This window comes from Pseudomonas sp. H3_A02 (genome assembly GCF_054671965.1).
Genome location: NZ_CP162807.1, coordinates 3,141,753 through 3,156,731, shown reverse-complemented (window position 1 = coordinate 3,156,731; position 14,979 = coordinate 3,141,753). Strand labels below are relative to the sequence as shown.

The window sequence follows — 14,979 nt, the reverse complement described above, 5'->3', positions numbered from 1 at the left end:
AATCCCCAGCAAAACTTAAAGGGCCCGCTGGCTCAGCCAGGCGTGCAACTCAGGAAAATGATCAATGGCCAGTCGCGGCTCGAACGCCCGTAGCGCCTCGATCGTCTGAGCCCCATAGCTGACAGCCACCGAGCCCATGCCGGCATTGCGCGCCATCTGCAGGTCGAACGACGAATCCCCCACCATCAGCGCCTGCTCCGGCCGCACGTTGCAGTGCGCCAGGATCTGCTCGAGCATCAGCGGATGCGGCTTGCTGGCGGTTTCATCCGCGGCACGGGTGATGTCGAAATAATCTTCCCAGCCGTGGGACTTCAATACCCGATCCAAGCCCCGACGAGCTTTCCCGGTAGCAACCGCCAAGTGGTAACCCTCGGCCCGCAAGGCCCGGAGCGTCTCCACCACACCCTCGAACAACGGCGAAGGCTCGGCCTCCAGCGCAATGTAGTGATCGGCATAGTGCTGGCGAAAAACCACCAGCTCATCGTCGTCGATCTCCGGGTACAAACTGCGAATCGCTTCCGGCAATCCCAAGCCGATGATGCCCTTCACCGCAAAATCGTCGCACCGGGCAAACCCCGAGCGATCCGACGCGACATGCATCGATTCCACGATCCGACCAATGGAATTGGCAAGAGTGCCGTCCCAATCGAAGATCAGCAATTTGTAGTCAGGATGCACTCAACCGCTCCACGGTCTTGGCCCACATGTCATCCACCGGGGCCTGCAATTTCAGCTCGCCACCATCAGGCAACGGCACGGTAAGCATATAGGCATGGAGAAACAGGCGCTTGCCGCCCAGATCGCGGATTTCCTTGGTGAAATCGTCATCGCCGTATTTGCTGTCACCGGCAATGCAGTGGCCGGCGTGCAGGGTATGGACGCGGATCTGGTGCGTGCGCCCGGTCACCGGCTTGGCCTCGACCAAGGTGGCGAAGTCGTCGAAACGGCGCAAGACCTTGAACACCGTCAGCGCCTCCTTGCCCTCCTCGTTGACTTCGACCATGCGCTCGCCGGAACGCAGGTTGCTCTTGAGCAGCGGCGCACGAACCTGCTTGATGGAGGTTTCCCAGCGGCCACGCACCAGCGCCATGTAGCGCTTGTCGACGCCGTCGCCGCGCAATTGCTCGTGCAGATGGCGCAACATGCTGCGTTTCTTGGCGATCATCAGCAGGCCGGAGGTATCGCGGTCGAGGCGATGGACCAGCTCCAGCTCCTTGGCGTCCGGACGCAACTGACGAAAGGCTTCGATCACACCGAAATTCAGGCCGCTACCGCCGTGAACCGCAATGCCCGCGGGCTTGTTGATCACGATCAGGGCCTTGTCTTCGTAGACGATCGAGGCTTCAAGGCGTTGCAACAAGCCTTGGGCCAAGGGCACCGGCTCATCGCGCTCGGGCACGCGAACCGGCGGCACGCGCACGATATCACCGGCCTGGAGCTTGTATTCGGGCTTGATCCGACCTTTGTTCACCCGCACTTCGCCTTTGCGCAAAATGCGGTAGATCAAGGTCTTGGGCACGCCTTTGAGCCGGGCCAGCAGGAAATTATCGATTCGTTGGCCGGCATATTCCGGCGAGACCTCGAGCAGTTGAACGCCAGGGGTCGAAGGGGCAGTAGTTGTCATGGCGGCGATCATAACAATTTTTTATGGAATTGAAGCACTTAATCATTGCTGCTATAGTCGCGAACGCCGCCAAAAGTGGCTGGACAGTGGACCAGCGGTCAAAAACCGGCCCTGACCAACGCAATTCACGAGGACGAGAGGCCGTCCTACGGGGCTTTCGCTACGTAACGGTAGAGTTTTCAGGTGTAACGAGCGCAGGTGACATGAGGCCTGAAATACGCCGCAAAGCAGAGTTTTGACTCGCCTTGCGCGCCACATTCACGGCCAGTTCACAAAGTGCAGTCAGCTGCGAACGACCCCGAGCGAGAGCTTCGGAAACAACGCCTAAATTAGCCATGATGCGTGACCTCCCCTTCCGGAGCTCACGGTAAATGCCAACCCGCTGCGGATTCTGCGCGCGGCAGCACCCGAATTATCAGGGATACGTGTAGGGTGGAGACGTACAACCGTCGGACTGTGTAGCACTAGGCTTATATTTAGACGCTTCATCTCGTCCACAGACGCCGGTTGATTCCTCCTCCTGACTGAGTGCTTGAGTACCAGCAAGCAGGACGCGTCCGTCGCGACTTCGCCATCATTGGGTCGAACTCGCTGGACACTGGAATGGCCTCGCCATCTCCAGGACGCACCTGACACCGACCGTGAGAAGTCGTGTGTGCCGAACGCCGTTTCCGGCAGCCCGGAAACCGACGGTACTACATGAAAAGAATGCTGATTAACGCAACTCAACCCGAAGAGTTGCGTGTTGCACTGGTAGACGGCCAGCGCCTCTACGACCTGGATATCGAATCCGGTGCACGCGAGCAGAAGAAGGCCAACATCTATAAAGGCCGGATTACTCGCATCGAACCAAGCCTTGAGGCTGCCTTTGTCGATTTCGGCTCCGAGCGCCACGGCTTCCTGCCCCTCAAAGAAATCTCCCGCGAATACTTCAAGAAGGCTCCTGAAGGCCGCGTCAACATCAAGGACGTCCTGAGCGAAGGCCAGGAAGTCATCGTCCAAGTCGAAAAAGAAGAACGTGGCAACAAGGGCGCCGCCCTGACCACCTTCATCAGCCTGGCCGGCCGTTACCTGGTCCTGATGCCGAACAACCCGCGTGCCGGCGGCATCTCCCGCCGTATCGAAGGCGAAGAGCGCAACGAACTGCGTGAAGCCCTGAACGGCCTGGTTGCCCCGGCTGACATGGGCCTGATCGTGCGCACTGCCGGCCTGGGCCGCAGCAGCGAAGAAATGCAGTGGGACCTCGACTACCTGCTGCAACTGTGGACCGCCATCAAAGAAGCCTCGCTGGATCGTTCCGCGCCGTTCCTGATCTACCAGGAAAGCAACGTGATCATCCGCGCCATCCGCGATTACCTGCGCCAGGACATCGGTGAAGTGCTGATCGACAGCGTTGAAGCCCAGGACGAAGCCCTGACCTTCATTCGCCAGGTGATGCCGCAGTACGCCAGCAAGATCAAGCTCTACGAAGACAGCGTTCCGCTGTTCAACCGTTTCCAGATCGAAAGCCAGATCGAGACCGCTTTCCAGCGCGTCGTCGAACTGCCGTCCGGCGGCTCCATCGTCATCGATCCGACCGAAGCCCTGGTGTCCATCGACATCAACTCGGCGCGCGCCACCAAAGGCAGCGACATCGAAGAAACCGCCCTGCAGACCAACCTTGAAGCCGCCGAAGAGATCGCCCGTCAGTTGCGCCTGCGCGACATCGGCGGCCTGATCGTCATCGACTTCATCGACATGACCCCGGCCAAGAACCAGCGCGCCGTGGAAGAAAAAGTCCGCGAATGCCTGGAAGCTGACCGCGCTCGCGTACAGGTCGGCCGCATCTCGCGCTTCGGCCTGCTGGAAATGTCCCGTCAGCGCCTGCGTCCATCCCTGGGCGAAAGCAGCGGCATCGTTTGCCCGCGTTGCAACGGCACCGGCATCATCCGTGACGTCGAGTCGCTGTCCCTGGCAATCCTGCGCCTGATCGAAGAAGAAGCCCTGAAAGACCGCACCGCCGAAGTTCGCGCCCAGGTGCCGATCCCGGTGGCCGCGTTCCTGCTCAACGAAAAACGCAACTCGATCACCAAGATCGAACTGCGCACCCGCGCTCGTATCGTCATCCTGCCGAACGATCACCTCGAGACGCCGCACTTCGAAGTGCAGCGCCTGCGCGATGACAGCCCGGAAGCCCACACCAACCAGTCCAGCTACGAAATCGCTGCTGCCGCTGCCGAAGTGGAAGAAGTCCAGCCGGCCGCCGCCACTCGCACCCTGGTTCGCCAGGAAGCCGCGGTCAAGACTGCTCCGGCCCGCGCCAACGCTCCGGTTCCGACCGAAGTGGCCGCTCCGGTTGCCGCCCCGGCCGCAGCAGCCCCGGAACCGAGCCTGTTCAAAGGCCTGGTGAAATCGCTGGTAAGCCTGTTCGCCACCAAGGAAGAACCCGCTGCCCCGGCCGTCGTCGCCAAGCCTGCCGCTACCGAGCGCCCTGCCCGCAACGAAGAACGCCGCAACGGTCGCCAGCAGACCCGCAACCGCAACGGTCGTCGCGACGAAGAGCGCAAGCCTCGCGAAGAACGTGCACCGCGTGAAGAACGCGCGCCACGTGAGCCGCGTGAAGAGCGCCAGCCGCGCGAAGCCCGTGAGGAAGCGCCAGCCGTAGCCCGCGAAGAACGCGCACCGCGTCCGCCGCGTGAAGAGCGTCAACCACGCGCACCGCGTGAAGATCGCAAGCCACGTGGCGAGCGTGAAGAACGCGTTCGCGAACTGCGCGAGCCCCTGGATGCCGCCCCGGCCGTTGCGGCTGCCACCGCTGAAGAGCGTCCGGCCCGCCAGCCTCGTGAAGAACGCGCACCGCGTCCTCCACGTGAAGAACGCCAGCCACGCGCCGAGCAGGCGGCCGCCGTAGCCAGCGAAGAAGAAGTGCTGAACGCCGAAGAGCAACTGCAGGAAGATGGCCAGGACACCGCCGAAGGCGATCGTCCACGCCGCCGCTCCCGTGGCCAGCGTCGTCGCAGCAACCGTCGTGAGCGTCAACGCGACGCCAACGGCAACGTGATCGAAGGTTCGGAAGAGTCCGAATCCACCGAGAATGCCGAAGCGCCAAGCGCTGCGGACCTGGCCGCCGGCCTGGCCGTAACTGCGGCCGTTGCCAGCAGCGCGATCAGCGCCCCGGCCGAAGCCCAGGCTCACGAACAAGCCGAACGCGCCACCGCTGCAGTGGAAAGCGCGCCGGTTGAAGCGCCAGTGGTCGAAGCCACTACCCCGGTAGAAGCCACCGCCTCGCCAGAAGTGGAACTCGCACCGGCCCCTGAAGCCCAGCCTGAAACTGAAGTCGCCGCCGAGCCCGCACCGGTCGTCGAGGCTCCAGTGGTCGCTGCCGAACCGGTCGTCGAAGCACCGGCCGAGGAAAAGGCACCCGAGCCTGTCCGCGAAGAGCAGACTGCGTTCAACTGGACCGCCGAGCCAGCCGCACCGGCCCCCGTTGCCGAGCCAGAACCGGCACCAGAGCCCGTGAAAGCGGTCGAGCCAGAAGTGGTCGAGCCTGCTCCAGTGGTCGAAGCGCCGGTGGTTGCCGAAGCCACCGCAGTGGTGGAAGAGCCTGCACCTGCCAGCGCCCTGACCGCGAATGGCCGCGCGCCGAACGATCCGCGTGAAGTGCGTCGTCGCAAGCGTGAAGCCGAGCGTCTGCAGAAGGAAGCCGAACAAGCTGCCGCTGCCGCCGCTCAAGCGCCTGCTGCCGAGCCTGCGCCAGTCGTGGAAGAAGTCGCCGAGGCAGCCCCTGCCCCGGTCGCTGAAACCCCGGTTGAATCGGCTCCGACGTTCGACGAACCTCAGCACACCGCTGAAGAAATCGCGCCGCGTCACACTGAAGCCTTGGAAAAAGAGCACGAGCCTAAACCTCACGCCTGATTCCACCGCCCAGTAAAAAGCCCCGCCTGGTCATGCCAGGCGGGGCTTTTTTATGCCTTCAGACTTATCCACAGAAGGGGGTGGGTTGGGCACAAGACTTACATCCACTGAAAATCCAATGTGGGAGCGGGCTTGCTCGCGAAGGCGGCGGGCCAGCTTGCCTCAATGGTGAATGTCAGACCGCTTTCGCGAGCAAGCCCGCTCCCACAGGGTTTTGCGTCGTCTGTTATTTGAAGGTCAGTGCTTCTGGCACATCGACATCCCAAACAACGCCAGGATCGTCCACCGGCACTTCGACCACCTGCGCCCCGGCAAACAATACCTTTGCGCCGCGATCCCCGGTCAGCGCCATCAGTTTCGGCCCAAATCCACGACCAAATCCTACCGGATGCCCATACGCACCTGCGAGGACCGGCACGCTGATGCCATCCGCGCGAATCCCCGCCGCCACCTGCTCAATGCTCGACGGCAGGATGAACGGCATGTCGCCCAGCAAAATCAGCCAGCCATCAAGGTCCGGGCAGGCCTGGACACCGGCGGCAATGCTGTCGCCCAGGCCGGGGGAGTCCAATTCCACGAAACAACATCCATAGGCCTGGGCCATGCGAATGGCTTGCGGCCGATTCTTGCTCGTCACCAACACGCGCTTTTCCAGGGAGGCTGGCAGATTCACCAGCACCTGTTCAATCACCGAGCGCACGGCACCGTCGCGCCCGGTGCAATCGGCGAGCAATTTATCCTTGTCGGGGCCTGCAATCTGGCGAAAACGGCTGCCCGTTCCAGCCGCCAGGATGATCACGCCAATCGACTCGCTCATACGCCCTCCTTACCCACGGCTTACAGCGTTTTTTTCTGCCGCGGTGCCACGCCATTTTTGATCGCCACGATTTCGGCCAGCAGCGACAAGGCGATTTCCGCCGGGGTGTGGCTGCCGATGTGCAAGCCGATCGGTCCATGCAAGCGGCCAATCGCCTCTGCAGACAAGCCTAGCTGAGCCAGGTTGTCCCGACGTTTCTGGCTGTTGACCCGCGAACCCAGGGCACCGACATAAAAAGCCTTGGAGTCCAGGGCCGTGAGCAGCGCCATGTCGTCCAGGCGTGGATCATGGGTCAAGGCCACAATGGCCGTGCGCTCGTCGGTCTGGATGCTCAACACGGCTTCGTCGGGCATCCCCGAGACGAAGCGCCCATGCTGCTCTTCCCAACCATAGACAAACTCCTTGCGCGGATCGCAAATCAGCACTTCGAAGTCCAGCAGTCGGGCCATTTCCGCCACGTAGCGCGACAATTGTCCGGCGCCGATCAGCAATAGCCGCCAACGTGGGCCGTAAATGGCCCGCAGCACCTGCCCATCGAACACCAGGGCGTCGGTCTTGCTGGCCGAGACCAGGACCACATTGCCGGTGGTGATCGTCAGCTCACGGGCGACGATCTCATGGGCCTCGCAGCGCTCCAGCAGCTCTGCGACCCAGTGCGGATCGCCCACCCGCTCTTCGGTCAGGCGCAACGTACCGCCGCACGGCAGGCCGAAGCGCGCCGCTTCTTCGCGGGTGACGCCATAGGTGATCAGTTGCACCGGCGGACCGTCCGCAGGAATGCGGCCGTCGTGCAACCGGGCGATCAGGTCATCTTCGACACAACCGCCCGACACCGAACCGATCACCACGCCATCTTCGCGCAGGGCCAGCATCGCCCCCGGCGGCCTGGGCGCGGTGCCCCAGGTCTGGACCACGGTGAACAACACCACCCGCTGCCCGGCGCGGCGCCACTCCAGCACGCTGCGCAGGACGTTCAGATCGACGCTGTCCATCAGGCCTTGGCCTGTTGCCAGCCTTGCAGCTGATAGCGCACAGGCAGATTACGGATACGCTGACCGGTGGCGGCGAAAATGGCGTTGCACAGGGCCGGCGCAATCGGCGGCACGCCCGGCTCGCCGACACCGCCCAACGGCACCTCCCCCGGCGGCGTGACCAGGTGCACGGCCACTTCCTTGGGCGCCAGGGACATGCGCGCCACCTCATACATGTGGAAGTTGTCCTGCTGCACCTTGCCGTCCTTGAAGCTGATTTCACCCACCATCGCATTGCCCAGGCCCATGACGCAGGCGCCCTCGAACTGGGAGCGGATGCGCTCGGGGTTGATCTGCGGACCGCAGTCTACGGCAATGTCCGCCTTGTGCACGATCACCGTGCCATCGTCCTTGACCTCCACCTCGAGCACCGCCGCCACGTAAGTGACAAAGCTGTAGTGCACCGCCAGCCCCAGGCCACGGCCCTTGGGCAGCTCCCGCCCCCAACCGGCGGCCTTCGCGGCGGTTTCCAGCACCGTGCGAATCCGCGCCGTATCAATCGGGTAACGCTCAGGGGATTCGCCGTAGTTCCATTCTTCGCTCAAGGTGCGCGGATCGATCTTACGATCCGGCCCGAGCAATTTGACCTGGTACTTCAGCGGATCCTGGCCGGCCTTGTGGGCCAGTTCGTCGATGAAACTCTGGATCGCAAAACCATGGGGAATGTTCGACACCGAGCGGTACCAGCCCACCCGGGCATGGGCCACCGCTTCGGGGTTTTCCAGGCGCAGGTTGGGGATGGCGTAGGCCATGTTGGTCACGCCCATACCTATTTCGAACGGCGCCTCGTGAGTCATGCCCGGTGCAAACAGTGCGGTGATGCTCGGGGCTACGGTGCGGTGCAGCCAACCGGAGGGCATGCCGTCCTTGTTCAGGCCAGCCTTGAGGTATTCAGCCGATACGGTATGGAAATACGAGTGGTGAATATCGTCCTCGCGGGTCCATTGCACCCGTATTGGCTGGCCTGGAAATTCCTTGGCCAGCACCGCCGCTTCGACGACAAAGTCGGGTTTGGACTTGCGTCCGAAACCGCCGCCCAGCAACGTGATGTTCACCGTGACCTTCTCGAAAGGAATGCCCAGGCGTTCGGCGACACGCTCACGGGTCACCTGCGGCGCCTGGCTCGGTGCCCAGGCCTCGCATTGGCCGTCCTTGAACCGGGCAACAGCAACCATCGGCTCCATGGGGGACTGGGACAAATGCGGCAAGTAATACGACGCTTCCAACGTCGAATCAGCCGTGGCCAACGCGTCGTCGAGATCACCGCTGCTGCGCACGACTTTTCCGGGTTTGAGGGCCGCCGCTTCCAGCTCCTTGCGATAGGCAATGGAGTCATAACCGGCATTCGGGCCGTCGTCCCACTGGATTTTCAGCGCCTCGCGGCCCTTGATCGCCGCCCAGGTGTTCTTCGCCACCACCGCCACGCCGCCCAACGGCTGGAACTCCGAAGGCAGCGGGCGCCCTTCGATCTGCACCACCTTGACCACGCCCGGTACCTTCAGCGCCGCGCTGCTGTCCACGCTCTTGACCTTGCCGCCATAGACCGGCGGGCGCGCGATGACCGCATAGAGCATGCCGTCGAAATGCACATCGGCACCAAACACGGCACGACCGTTGACGATGTCCGCGCCATCGATGGCCCGGCTCGCTTCCTTGCCGATGTAGCGGAACTCGGACGGCTGCTTGAGACGCAAGCTGTCACGGGCCGGCACTGGCAAGGCACTGGCGGCGGCGGCCAATTCGCCGTAACCCAGTTCACGCCCCGAAGGCTGGTGCAGCACTTTGTGCAGTTGCGCACGGCATTCACTCACCGGCACCTTCCACTGCGCAGCGGCGGCCAGTTCCAGCATGGTCCGGGCGGCGGCCCCGCAACGGCGCATCGGTTCGTACCAGTGACGCATGCTGCGCGAACCGTCGGTGTCCTGGTTGCCGAAACGCGCCTCATCGGCCGGCGCTTGCTTGACCTTGACAAGCGCCCAGTCAGCATCCAGTTCGTCGGCGACCACCATACTCAGGCTGGTGCGCACGCCCTGGCCCATTTCCGAACGGTTGCAGATCACGGTCACGCTGCCATCGGTGGCAATGCTGACGTAAACCTTCGGGTCGTCGACCGCACCATGGGGCATGCCCTCGGCGCCGAATTTCTTTTCCTCGGCAAAGGCATCCGGCAGGCCCCACGTGGCCGCCAGCACCAGCACGCCGGTGGCGCTCGCGCCCTTGAGGAAACCACGGCGGCTGAGATTGCTCAGCACGAAATCATCGGGCAAGCGGCTCATGCCTTGGCCTCCTTCAGGTGAGTGGAAGCCTGGCGGATCGCGGTCTTGATCCGGTTGTAGGTGCCGCAGCGGCAGAGGTTGCCGACCATGGCTTCTTCGATTTGCTCATCGCTCGGGTTGGGGTTGGTCTTGAGCAAGGCGGTAGCAGACATGATCTGTCCGCCCTGGCAGTAACCGCACTGAGCCACCGCAGTGTCGAGCCAGGCCTTCTGGACGACTTGCCCGACCGGGTCGGCGTGAAGCCCGTCGATGGTGCTGACGTCCTGCCCTTTCACCGAGCCGATTGGCGTGATGCAACTGCGCGCCGGGGCGCCGTCGATGTGGATGGTGCAGGCGCCACACAGGCCCATGCCGCAGCCGAATTTGGTGCCGTTGTAACCGGCCACATCCCGGATAGCCCACAGCAGCGGCATGTCCTCGGTCACATCCAGTTGATGGTCTTTTCCATTGAGTTTCAGGGTAATCATGGGCACGCCCGCATAGTTATCGAGTTATGGGGTCGAGCAATCTGCCGCTTAGGTAACGGTTCGGTTGTCGCAGACTGGCTCAGGCTGATCGGGCTCTCTTATGCAAACGCACGCAGGCGTCTGCATCGGGCCTTTGGGATGCGATGGTCGCATCGTTAGCGAACTAAATTAACCCAGGATCAAGCAAAACGCCCTGCACAATCCTGCACAAATACTCGTGTGCAGGGTGTACAGGGCGCTTTTTCAGGTGCTGCGTGGAGACGGCTCAGTACCGATTGGGTTCCATTTCCAACTCGACCTGGAAACGTTCGGCAATGTCTTTCTGGATGCGCAGGGCCAGGTCCAACAGTTGCGGGCCCGTGGCGTTGCCATAGTTGACCAGCACCAACGCCTGCAACTTATGCACACCGGCATCACCCTCACGAAAGCCCTTCCAGCCGGCCCGTTCGATCAGCCAGCCGGCGGCGATTTTCATCTGCCCCCCAGGCTGTGGATAAGCCACCAGATCGGGGTACTGCTGCTTGAGGTGTGCCACGTGCGTGGCCGGCACCAGCGGATTCTTGAAGAAGCTGCCGGCATTGCCCAGCACGACCGGGTCGGGGAGTTTTTCGCTGCGGATGCCGCAGATGGCCCGGCTCACATCCGTGGGCGTCGGCTGATCGATGCCTTGTTCGGTCAATCGCTGGCGGACTGGGCCGTACTCCAGGTGCAAGTGCCCGGCGCGACTGAGGGCGAAACGCACCCGCAGGATCAACCAGCGTCCCGCCTGCTGCTTGAACACGCTGTCGCGGTAGGCAAAACAGCACTCTTCCAAGGTGAACTCACGCAGTTCACCGGTCAGGCGATCCAGCGCGGTGAGGCCAGCGAAGACATCCTTGATCTCCACGCCATAGGCGCCAATGTTTTGCATCGGTGCCGCACCGACGGTACCGGGAATCAGGCTGAGGTTTTCCAGGCCCGACCAGCCTTGCGCCAGCGTGTGCTGGACGAAGGGATGCCAGGGTTCCCCGGCTTCGGCCTCGACCACCACCTGCTCACCGTTATCGCTGAGCAGGCGGATCCCCTGGCTGGCCATGCGCACCACCAAGGCGTCGATGTCGCCGGTCAGCAACAGGTTGCTGCCACCGCCGATCACCAGCAACGGCACGGCATGCTCGCTGGCATAGGCCAAGGCCTGGCGAACATCGCCATCGTCGTGGGCTTCGGCGAATAACCGGGCGCTGACGTCCACGCCAAAGCTGTTGAAGGGCTTGAGGCTGACGCCCGCCCGTACCTGCAAGGTCATAACCGCCCCTTCAATTCGATCACCAGGCGATCCGTGGCGCGCTCGATCAGGTCCAGCACCTGCTCGAAGCCCTGCTCGCCGTCGTAGTACGGGTCCGGCACATCGTCGATTTCGGCTTCGTATCGCCGCAGGAACAGATCCAACTCGGCCTTGCCATTTGCCGGTTGCAGGGCCTGGAGATTGCGCAGGTTGCTGCTGTCCATCGCCAGGATCAGGTCATAGGCGGCGAAGTCGGCGCGCGTCACCTGTTGCGCGCGCTGGGCCGACAAGTCGTAGCCACGCCTCAGGGCGGCGGCCTGGCTGCGCTTGTCCGGCGCCTTGCCGACGTGCCAGTCACCGGTACCGGCGGAAGCGACTTCCACCTGCCCGGCCAGCCCGGCCACGCGTAACTTGTGGCGCAAGATGCCTTCGGCGGTGGGCGAGCGGCAAATATTGCCGAGGCAGACGAACAGGACCCGCATCAGGCCTCCAGCAGGCGACGAACGCGCTCGAGGTCTTCGGCCGTGTCGACACCGGTCGGCGGGGCGATCAGCGCATCGGCGACATGGATCCGCACGCCATGCCACAGGGCTCGCAACTGTTCCAGGGCTTCAGTGTTTTCCAGCCAGCACGGGCCCCAGGCGACGAAGTCCTGGAGAAAGCCGGCGCGGTAGGCGTAGATGCCGATATGACGGCGGTACGGCACGCCCTCCGGCAGCACGTCGCGGTCTTGGGCGAATGCGTCCCGCGCCCAGGGCAACGTCGAACGGCTGAAGGACAACGCCAGGCCATTGAGGTCGCTGACCACCTTGACCACGTTAGGGTTGAACAGGGTTTGCACATCCTCGATCGGCTCGGCCAGGGTGGCCATGCGCGCTTCGGTGTGGGCCGCAAGGTTGGCGGCGACCTGATCGATCACGCTCGGCGGGATCAACGGCTCGTCACCTTGCACATTGACGATGATCGCGTCGGCGGCAAGACCGAGCTTCGCCGCGACCTCCGCCAGGCGATCAGTGCCGGAATTATGGTCTTCGCGAGTCAGCACGACCTCGGCGCCAAAGCCTTTGCAGGCCTCGACGATCCGCGCATCGTCAGTCGCCACCACCACGCGCTGGGCGCTGCTTTTACAGGCCTGTTCCCAGACGTGCTGGATCATCGGCTTGCCGGCGATCGACAGCAACGGTTTGCCGGGCAGGCGCGTCGAGGCAAAGCGCGACGGAATGACAACGGTAAAGGCGGTGGTCATTTATCCAGGCGCTCGTCGGTGGTCAGGGTGCGGGCTTCGCTTTCGAGCATCACCGGGATGCCGTCGCGAATCGGGTAGGCCAGGCCGGCGCCCTTGCTAATCAGTTCGGTCTTGTCAGCGCTGAGCTTGAGCGGGCCTTTGCAGACCGGGCAGGCCAGAATATCGAGCAGTTTGGTGTCCATGGAATTCCCCTTGGTAAAAGGTGTTAAGGCACGAGCCGATCCGGTAACAGGCGCATCAATTGCGTATCGAACCAGGCCACAAAGGCCGGCGACGGCGCGGCGTCCACCGCCAGGTACCACCAGTCAGGCGCGGCGAAAGCACGGCATTTGACCGCGTCTTTTTCCGTCATGACCACCGGCAGGGATGGCGTGAAGTTCAAGGCTTGGGCGCTGTATTCGGCATGGTCGGCAAACCCGTGCGGTATTGGCCGCCAGTGTAGCGTTTCGAGGGTCTTGAAGAAACGCTGGGGGTTGCCGATGCCGGCCACGGCGTGCAGGGCCTGGCCGGGTGGAAAATGGTCGAGAGGACGGCGCTCGCCACTGGCCAGGTTCACCAGTTCGGTGGGAAGCAATTGGAAGGCGAAGCCGTCTTCGCGGTCGGTACTGGCGCCGTTGTACAGCACGGCGTCGACCGATTGCAGGCGCTCGACCGGTTCGCGCAGCGGCCCGGCGGGCAGGCAACGGCGGTTGCCCAGGCCGCGAGCGCTGTCGATCAGCACCAGTTCAAGGTCCCGGGCCAGCCGATAATGCTGCATGCCGTCGTCGGACAGGATCAGGTCCAGCGGTTCGCTCTCCACCAGCGCCTGGACCGCGCGGCTGCGATCGGGATCGATCATCAACGGCACGCCCGTGCGCTGGACGATCAGCAGCGGCTCGTCCCCCGCGACGTCGGCACCCTGCTCGGCCCTGACCCGCCACGGCAGTTGCGGCGGCTTGGCACCATAGCCCCGGCTGACCACCCCGACCCGCAAGCCACTGCGCTGGCAGTGCTGGATCATCCACAGGATCAACGGCGTCTTGCCAGTGCCACCCACCGTGATGTTGCCCACCACCACCAACGGCACGGGGGGCTGGTAGATCTGGCCTTCACCCGCCAGGAAACGCTCGCGCTTGCCCACCACCACCCGCCGGTACAACCACTCCAGCGGCCGCAGCAGGGTCAGGGCCGGGTGGCCTTCATACCACGCGGCAAGCAATCGATCGGACATGGCCATCAGGGTGCGGGCGCCGCCTCGACCGTGGTCATGCGCAGATGGCTGAAACCGAGCTTGCCGGCCGCGTCCATGGCGGTGATCACCGATTGATGAGGGGTCTTGCCGTCGGCGCTGATGGACAGCGGCAGGTTGGTATCGCCGCCGGACTCTTTCTGCAGGGCCTCGATCAGGCTCGCCAGGTCGCTCTTGGGCAGCAACTGGTTATTCACCGAGAACGCCCCTTCGGCGCTGATGGTGACTTCGAGGTTCTTCAGTTGCTGGTCTTCGGCCGGCGAGCCGCTGACGGCTTGCGGCAATTCAACCTTGAGCTGGGTTTCCCGGGTGAACGTGGTGGTCACGACGAAAAACAGCAACAGGATGAACACCACGTCGATCAGCGACGCGAGGTTGATCTCGATGTTTTCCCGTGGCTTGCGGCGGAATTTCACTGCTTGCCCCCAGCCAGGTCCACGTCACGATCACCCTGCACCACCTCGACCAGCTTGATGGCTTCCTGCTCCATGCCGACCACCAGCTCGTCGACGCGGCGTTGCAGGAACCGATGGAAGAACACGGCAGGGATACCGACCATCAGGCCGGCGGCGGTGGTGATCAGGGCCTTGGAAATCCCGCCCGCCAGTACCGCGGCATTCGTGGTCATGCCGGAGCCGGTAAACGCGCTGAAGATGTCGATCATGCCCAGCACCGTTCCCAGCAGGCCCAGCAGCGGGGACATGGCGGCGATGGTGCCCAGGGTACTGATGTAGCGTTCCAGTTCATGGATGACCCGGGCGGCGGCTTCCTCGATGCACTCCTTCATGATCTCGCGACCATGCTTGGAGTTCGCCAGGCCAGCGGCGAGGACCTCCCCGAGCGGCGAGCTGGCTCGCAGCTCCTTGAGCTTGTCCTTGTTCAGCTGCTTGTCCTTGATCCAGACCCAGACCTGCCCGAGCAGATGCTCCGGGGTCACGCGGCTGGCACGCAGGGTCCACAGGCGTTCGGCAACGATACCCAGTGCCGCGATGGAACTCAGAATGATCGGCAACATCATCCAGCCGCCGGATTTGACCAATTCCCACACAGTGACTGCCCCCTCGAAAAAGTGCGCCACTTTATCACACAGACTCGCCTTGCAGACCCGCCCCGCCGATAAGCGCATCAGCCA

14 protein-coding genes are annotated in these 14,979 nt (G+C 63.2%); 1 reads left to right on the top strand and 13 read right to left on the bottom strand.

What is annotated here, in order from left to right; genetic code table 11:
• Nucleotides 1-15: 15 nt before the first annotated feature.
• The gene (locus tag AB4N80_RS13965; RefSeq protein ID WP_122565893.1) at nucleotides 16-678 is read right to left on the bottom strand and encodes an HAD-IIIA family hydrolase; all 663 of its coding nucleotides are present in this window, start codon (nucleotides 676-678) and stop codon (nucleotides 16-18) included.
• Nucleotides 668-1,624 (bottom strand): 23S rRNA pseudouridine(955/2504/2580) synthase RluC, encoded by a 957-nt coding sequence (gene rluC / locus AB4N80_RS13960; protein ID WP_060743156.1) that lies wholly within the window; start codon nucleotides 1,622-1,624, stop codon nucleotides 668-670. Before rluC ends, AB4N80_RS13965 begins: the two co-directional genes overlap by 11 nt.
• A gap of 699 nt (nucleotides 1,625-2,323) precedes the next feature.
• Between rluC and rne the strand changes: the two genes are divergently transcribed.
• On the top strand, nucleotides 2,324-5,518 hold the full coding sequence (gene rne / locus AB4N80_RS13955; protein WP_436278776.1) for a ribonuclease E: 3,195 nt from the start codon (nucleotides 2,324-2,326) through the stop codon (nucleotides 5,516-5,518).
• A gap of 226 nt (nucleotides 5,519-5,744) precedes the next feature.
• Here rne and AB4N80_RS13950 read toward each other — a convergent pair whose 3' ends face one another.
• From AB4N80_RS13950 to AB4N80_RS13900, 11 genes are all read right to left on the bottom strand, one after another.
• Nucleotides 5,745-6,335, bottom strand: coding sequence for a nucleotidyltransferase family protein (locus tag AB4N80_RS13950; protein ID WP_460082535.1), 591 nt, complete (start codon nucleotides 6,333-6,335; stop codon nucleotides 5,745-5,747).
• Between the two features lie 20 nt (nucleotides 6,336-6,355).
• A complete protein-coding gene (locus AB4N80_RS13945; RefSeq protein ID WP_122565896.1) occupies nucleotides 6,356-7,327 on the bottom strand; it encodes an XdhC family protein in 972 nt (323 codons plus the stop codon).
• Nucleotides 7,327-9,642, bottom strand: coding sequence for a xanthine dehydrogenase family protein molybdopterin-binding subunit (locus AB4N80_RS13940; protein WP_305490894.1), 2,316 nt, complete (start codon nucleotides 9,640-9,642; stop codon nucleotides 7,327-7,329). The genes AB4N80_RS13945 and AB4N80_RS13940 overlap by 1 nt, the downstream gene beginning before the upstream one ends.
• Nucleotides 9,639-10,109: a (2Fe-2S)-binding protein gene (locus AB4N80_RS13935; RefSeq protein WP_122565898.1), complete on the bottom strand. Its 471-nt coding sequence runs from the start codon at nucleotides 10,107-10,109 to the stop codon at nucleotides 9,639-9,641. Before AB4N80_RS13935 ends, AB4N80_RS13940 begins: the two co-directional genes overlap by 4 nt.
• A 265-nt stretch (nucleotides 10,110-10,374) precedes the next feature.
• A complete protein-coding gene (murB, locus tag AB4N80_RS13930; RefSeq protein ID WP_460082529.1) occupies nucleotides 10,375-11,394 on the bottom strand; it encodes a UDP-N-acetylmuramate dehydrogenase in 1,020 nt (339 codons plus the stop codon).
• On the bottom strand, nucleotides 11,391-11,855 hold the full coding sequence (locus AB4N80_RS13925; protein ID WP_460082525.1) for a low molecular weight protein-tyrosine-phosphatase: 465 nt from the start codon (nucleotides 11,853-11,855) through the stop codon (nucleotides 11,391-11,393). The genes murB and AB4N80_RS13925 overlap by 4 nt, the downstream gene beginning before the upstream one ends.
• On the bottom strand, nucleotides 11,855-12,619 hold the full coding sequence (kdsB, locus tag AB4N80_RS13920; RefSeq protein WP_122565901.1) for a 3-deoxy-manno-octulosonate cytidylyltransferase: 765 nt from the start codon (nucleotides 12,617-12,619) through the stop codon (nucleotides 11,855-11,857). Before kdsB ends, AB4N80_RS13925 begins: the two co-directional genes overlap by 1 nt.
• Nucleotides 12,616-12,801, bottom strand: a complete 186-nt coding sequence (locus tag AB4N80_RS13915; protein ID WP_003179363.1) for a Trm112 family protein — start codon at nucleotides 12,799-12,801, stop codon at nucleotides 12,616-12,618. The genes kdsB and AB4N80_RS13915 overlap by 4 nt, the downstream gene beginning before the upstream one ends.
• Before the next feature lie 23 nt (nucleotides 12,802-12,824).
• Nucleotides 12,825-13,835, bottom strand: a complete 1,011-nt coding sequence (gene lpxK, locus AB4N80_RS13910; RefSeq protein WP_122565902.1) for a tetraacyldisaccharide 4'-kinase — start codon at nucleotides 13,833-13,835, stop codon at nucleotides 12,825-12,827.
• A complete protein-coding gene (locus tag AB4N80_RS13905; RefSeq protein ID WP_053123850.1) occupies nucleotides 13,835-14,263 on the bottom strand; it encodes an ExbD/TolR family protein in 429 nt (142 codons plus the stop codon). The genes lpxK and AB4N80_RS13905 overlap by 1 nt, the downstream gene beginning before the upstream one ends.
• The gene (locus AB4N80_RS13900) at nucleotides 14,260-14,895 is read right to left on the bottom strand and encodes a MotA/TolQ/ExbB proton channel family protein (RefSeq protein ID WP_025214875.1); all 636 of its coding nucleotides are present in this window, start codon (nucleotides 14,893-14,895) and stop codon (nucleotides 14,260-14,262) included. Before AB4N80_RS13900 ends, AB4N80_RS13905 begins: the two co-directional genes overlap by 4 nt.
• Nucleotides 14,896-14,979 lie beyond the last annotated feature (84 nt).

Coding starts and splice junctions, on each gene's coding strand:
- rluC (WP_060743156.1), bottom strand. CDS start 1,624: ATGACAACTACTGCCCCTTCGACCCCTGGCGTTCAACTGCTCGAGGTC.
- AB4N80_RS13945 (WP_122565896.1), bottom strand. CDS start 7,327: ATGGACAGCGTCGATCTGAACGTCCTGCGCAGCGTGCTGGAGTGGCGC.
- AB4N80_RS13925 (WP_460082525.1), bottom strand. CDS start 11,855: ATGCGGGTCCTGTTCGTCTGCCTCGGCAATATTTGCCGCTCGCCCACC.
- AB4N80_RS13935 (WP_122565898.1), bottom strand. CDS start 10,109: ATGATTACCCTGAAACTCAATGGAAAAGACCATCAACTGGATGTGACC.
- lpxK (WP_122565902.1), bottom strand. CDS start 13,835: ATGGCCATGTCCGATCGATTGCTTGCCGCGTGGTATGAAGGCCACCCG.
- kdsB (WP_122565901.1), bottom strand. CDS start 12,619: ATGACCACCGCCTTTACCGTTGTCATTCCGTCGCGCTTTGCCTCGACG.
- AB4N80_RS13915 (WP_003179363.1), bottom strand. CDS start 12,801: ATGGACACCAAACTGCTCGATATTCTGGCCTGCCCGGTCTGCAAAGGC.
- rne (WP_436278776.1), top strand. CDS start 2,324: ATGAAAAGAATGCTGATTAACGCAACTCAACCCGAAGAGTTGCGTGTT.
- AB4N80_RS13940 (WP_305490894.1), bottom strand. CDS start 9,642: ATGAGCCGCTTGCCCGATGATTTCGTGCTGAGCAATCTCAGCCGCCGT.
- murB (WP_460082529.1), bottom strand. CDS start 11,394: ATGACCTTGCAGGTACGGGCGGGCGTCAGCCTCAAGCCCTTCAACAGC.
- AB4N80_RS13950 (WP_460082535.1), bottom strand. CDS start 6,335: ATGAGCGAGTCGATTGGCGTGATCATCCTGGCGGCTGGAACGGGCAGC.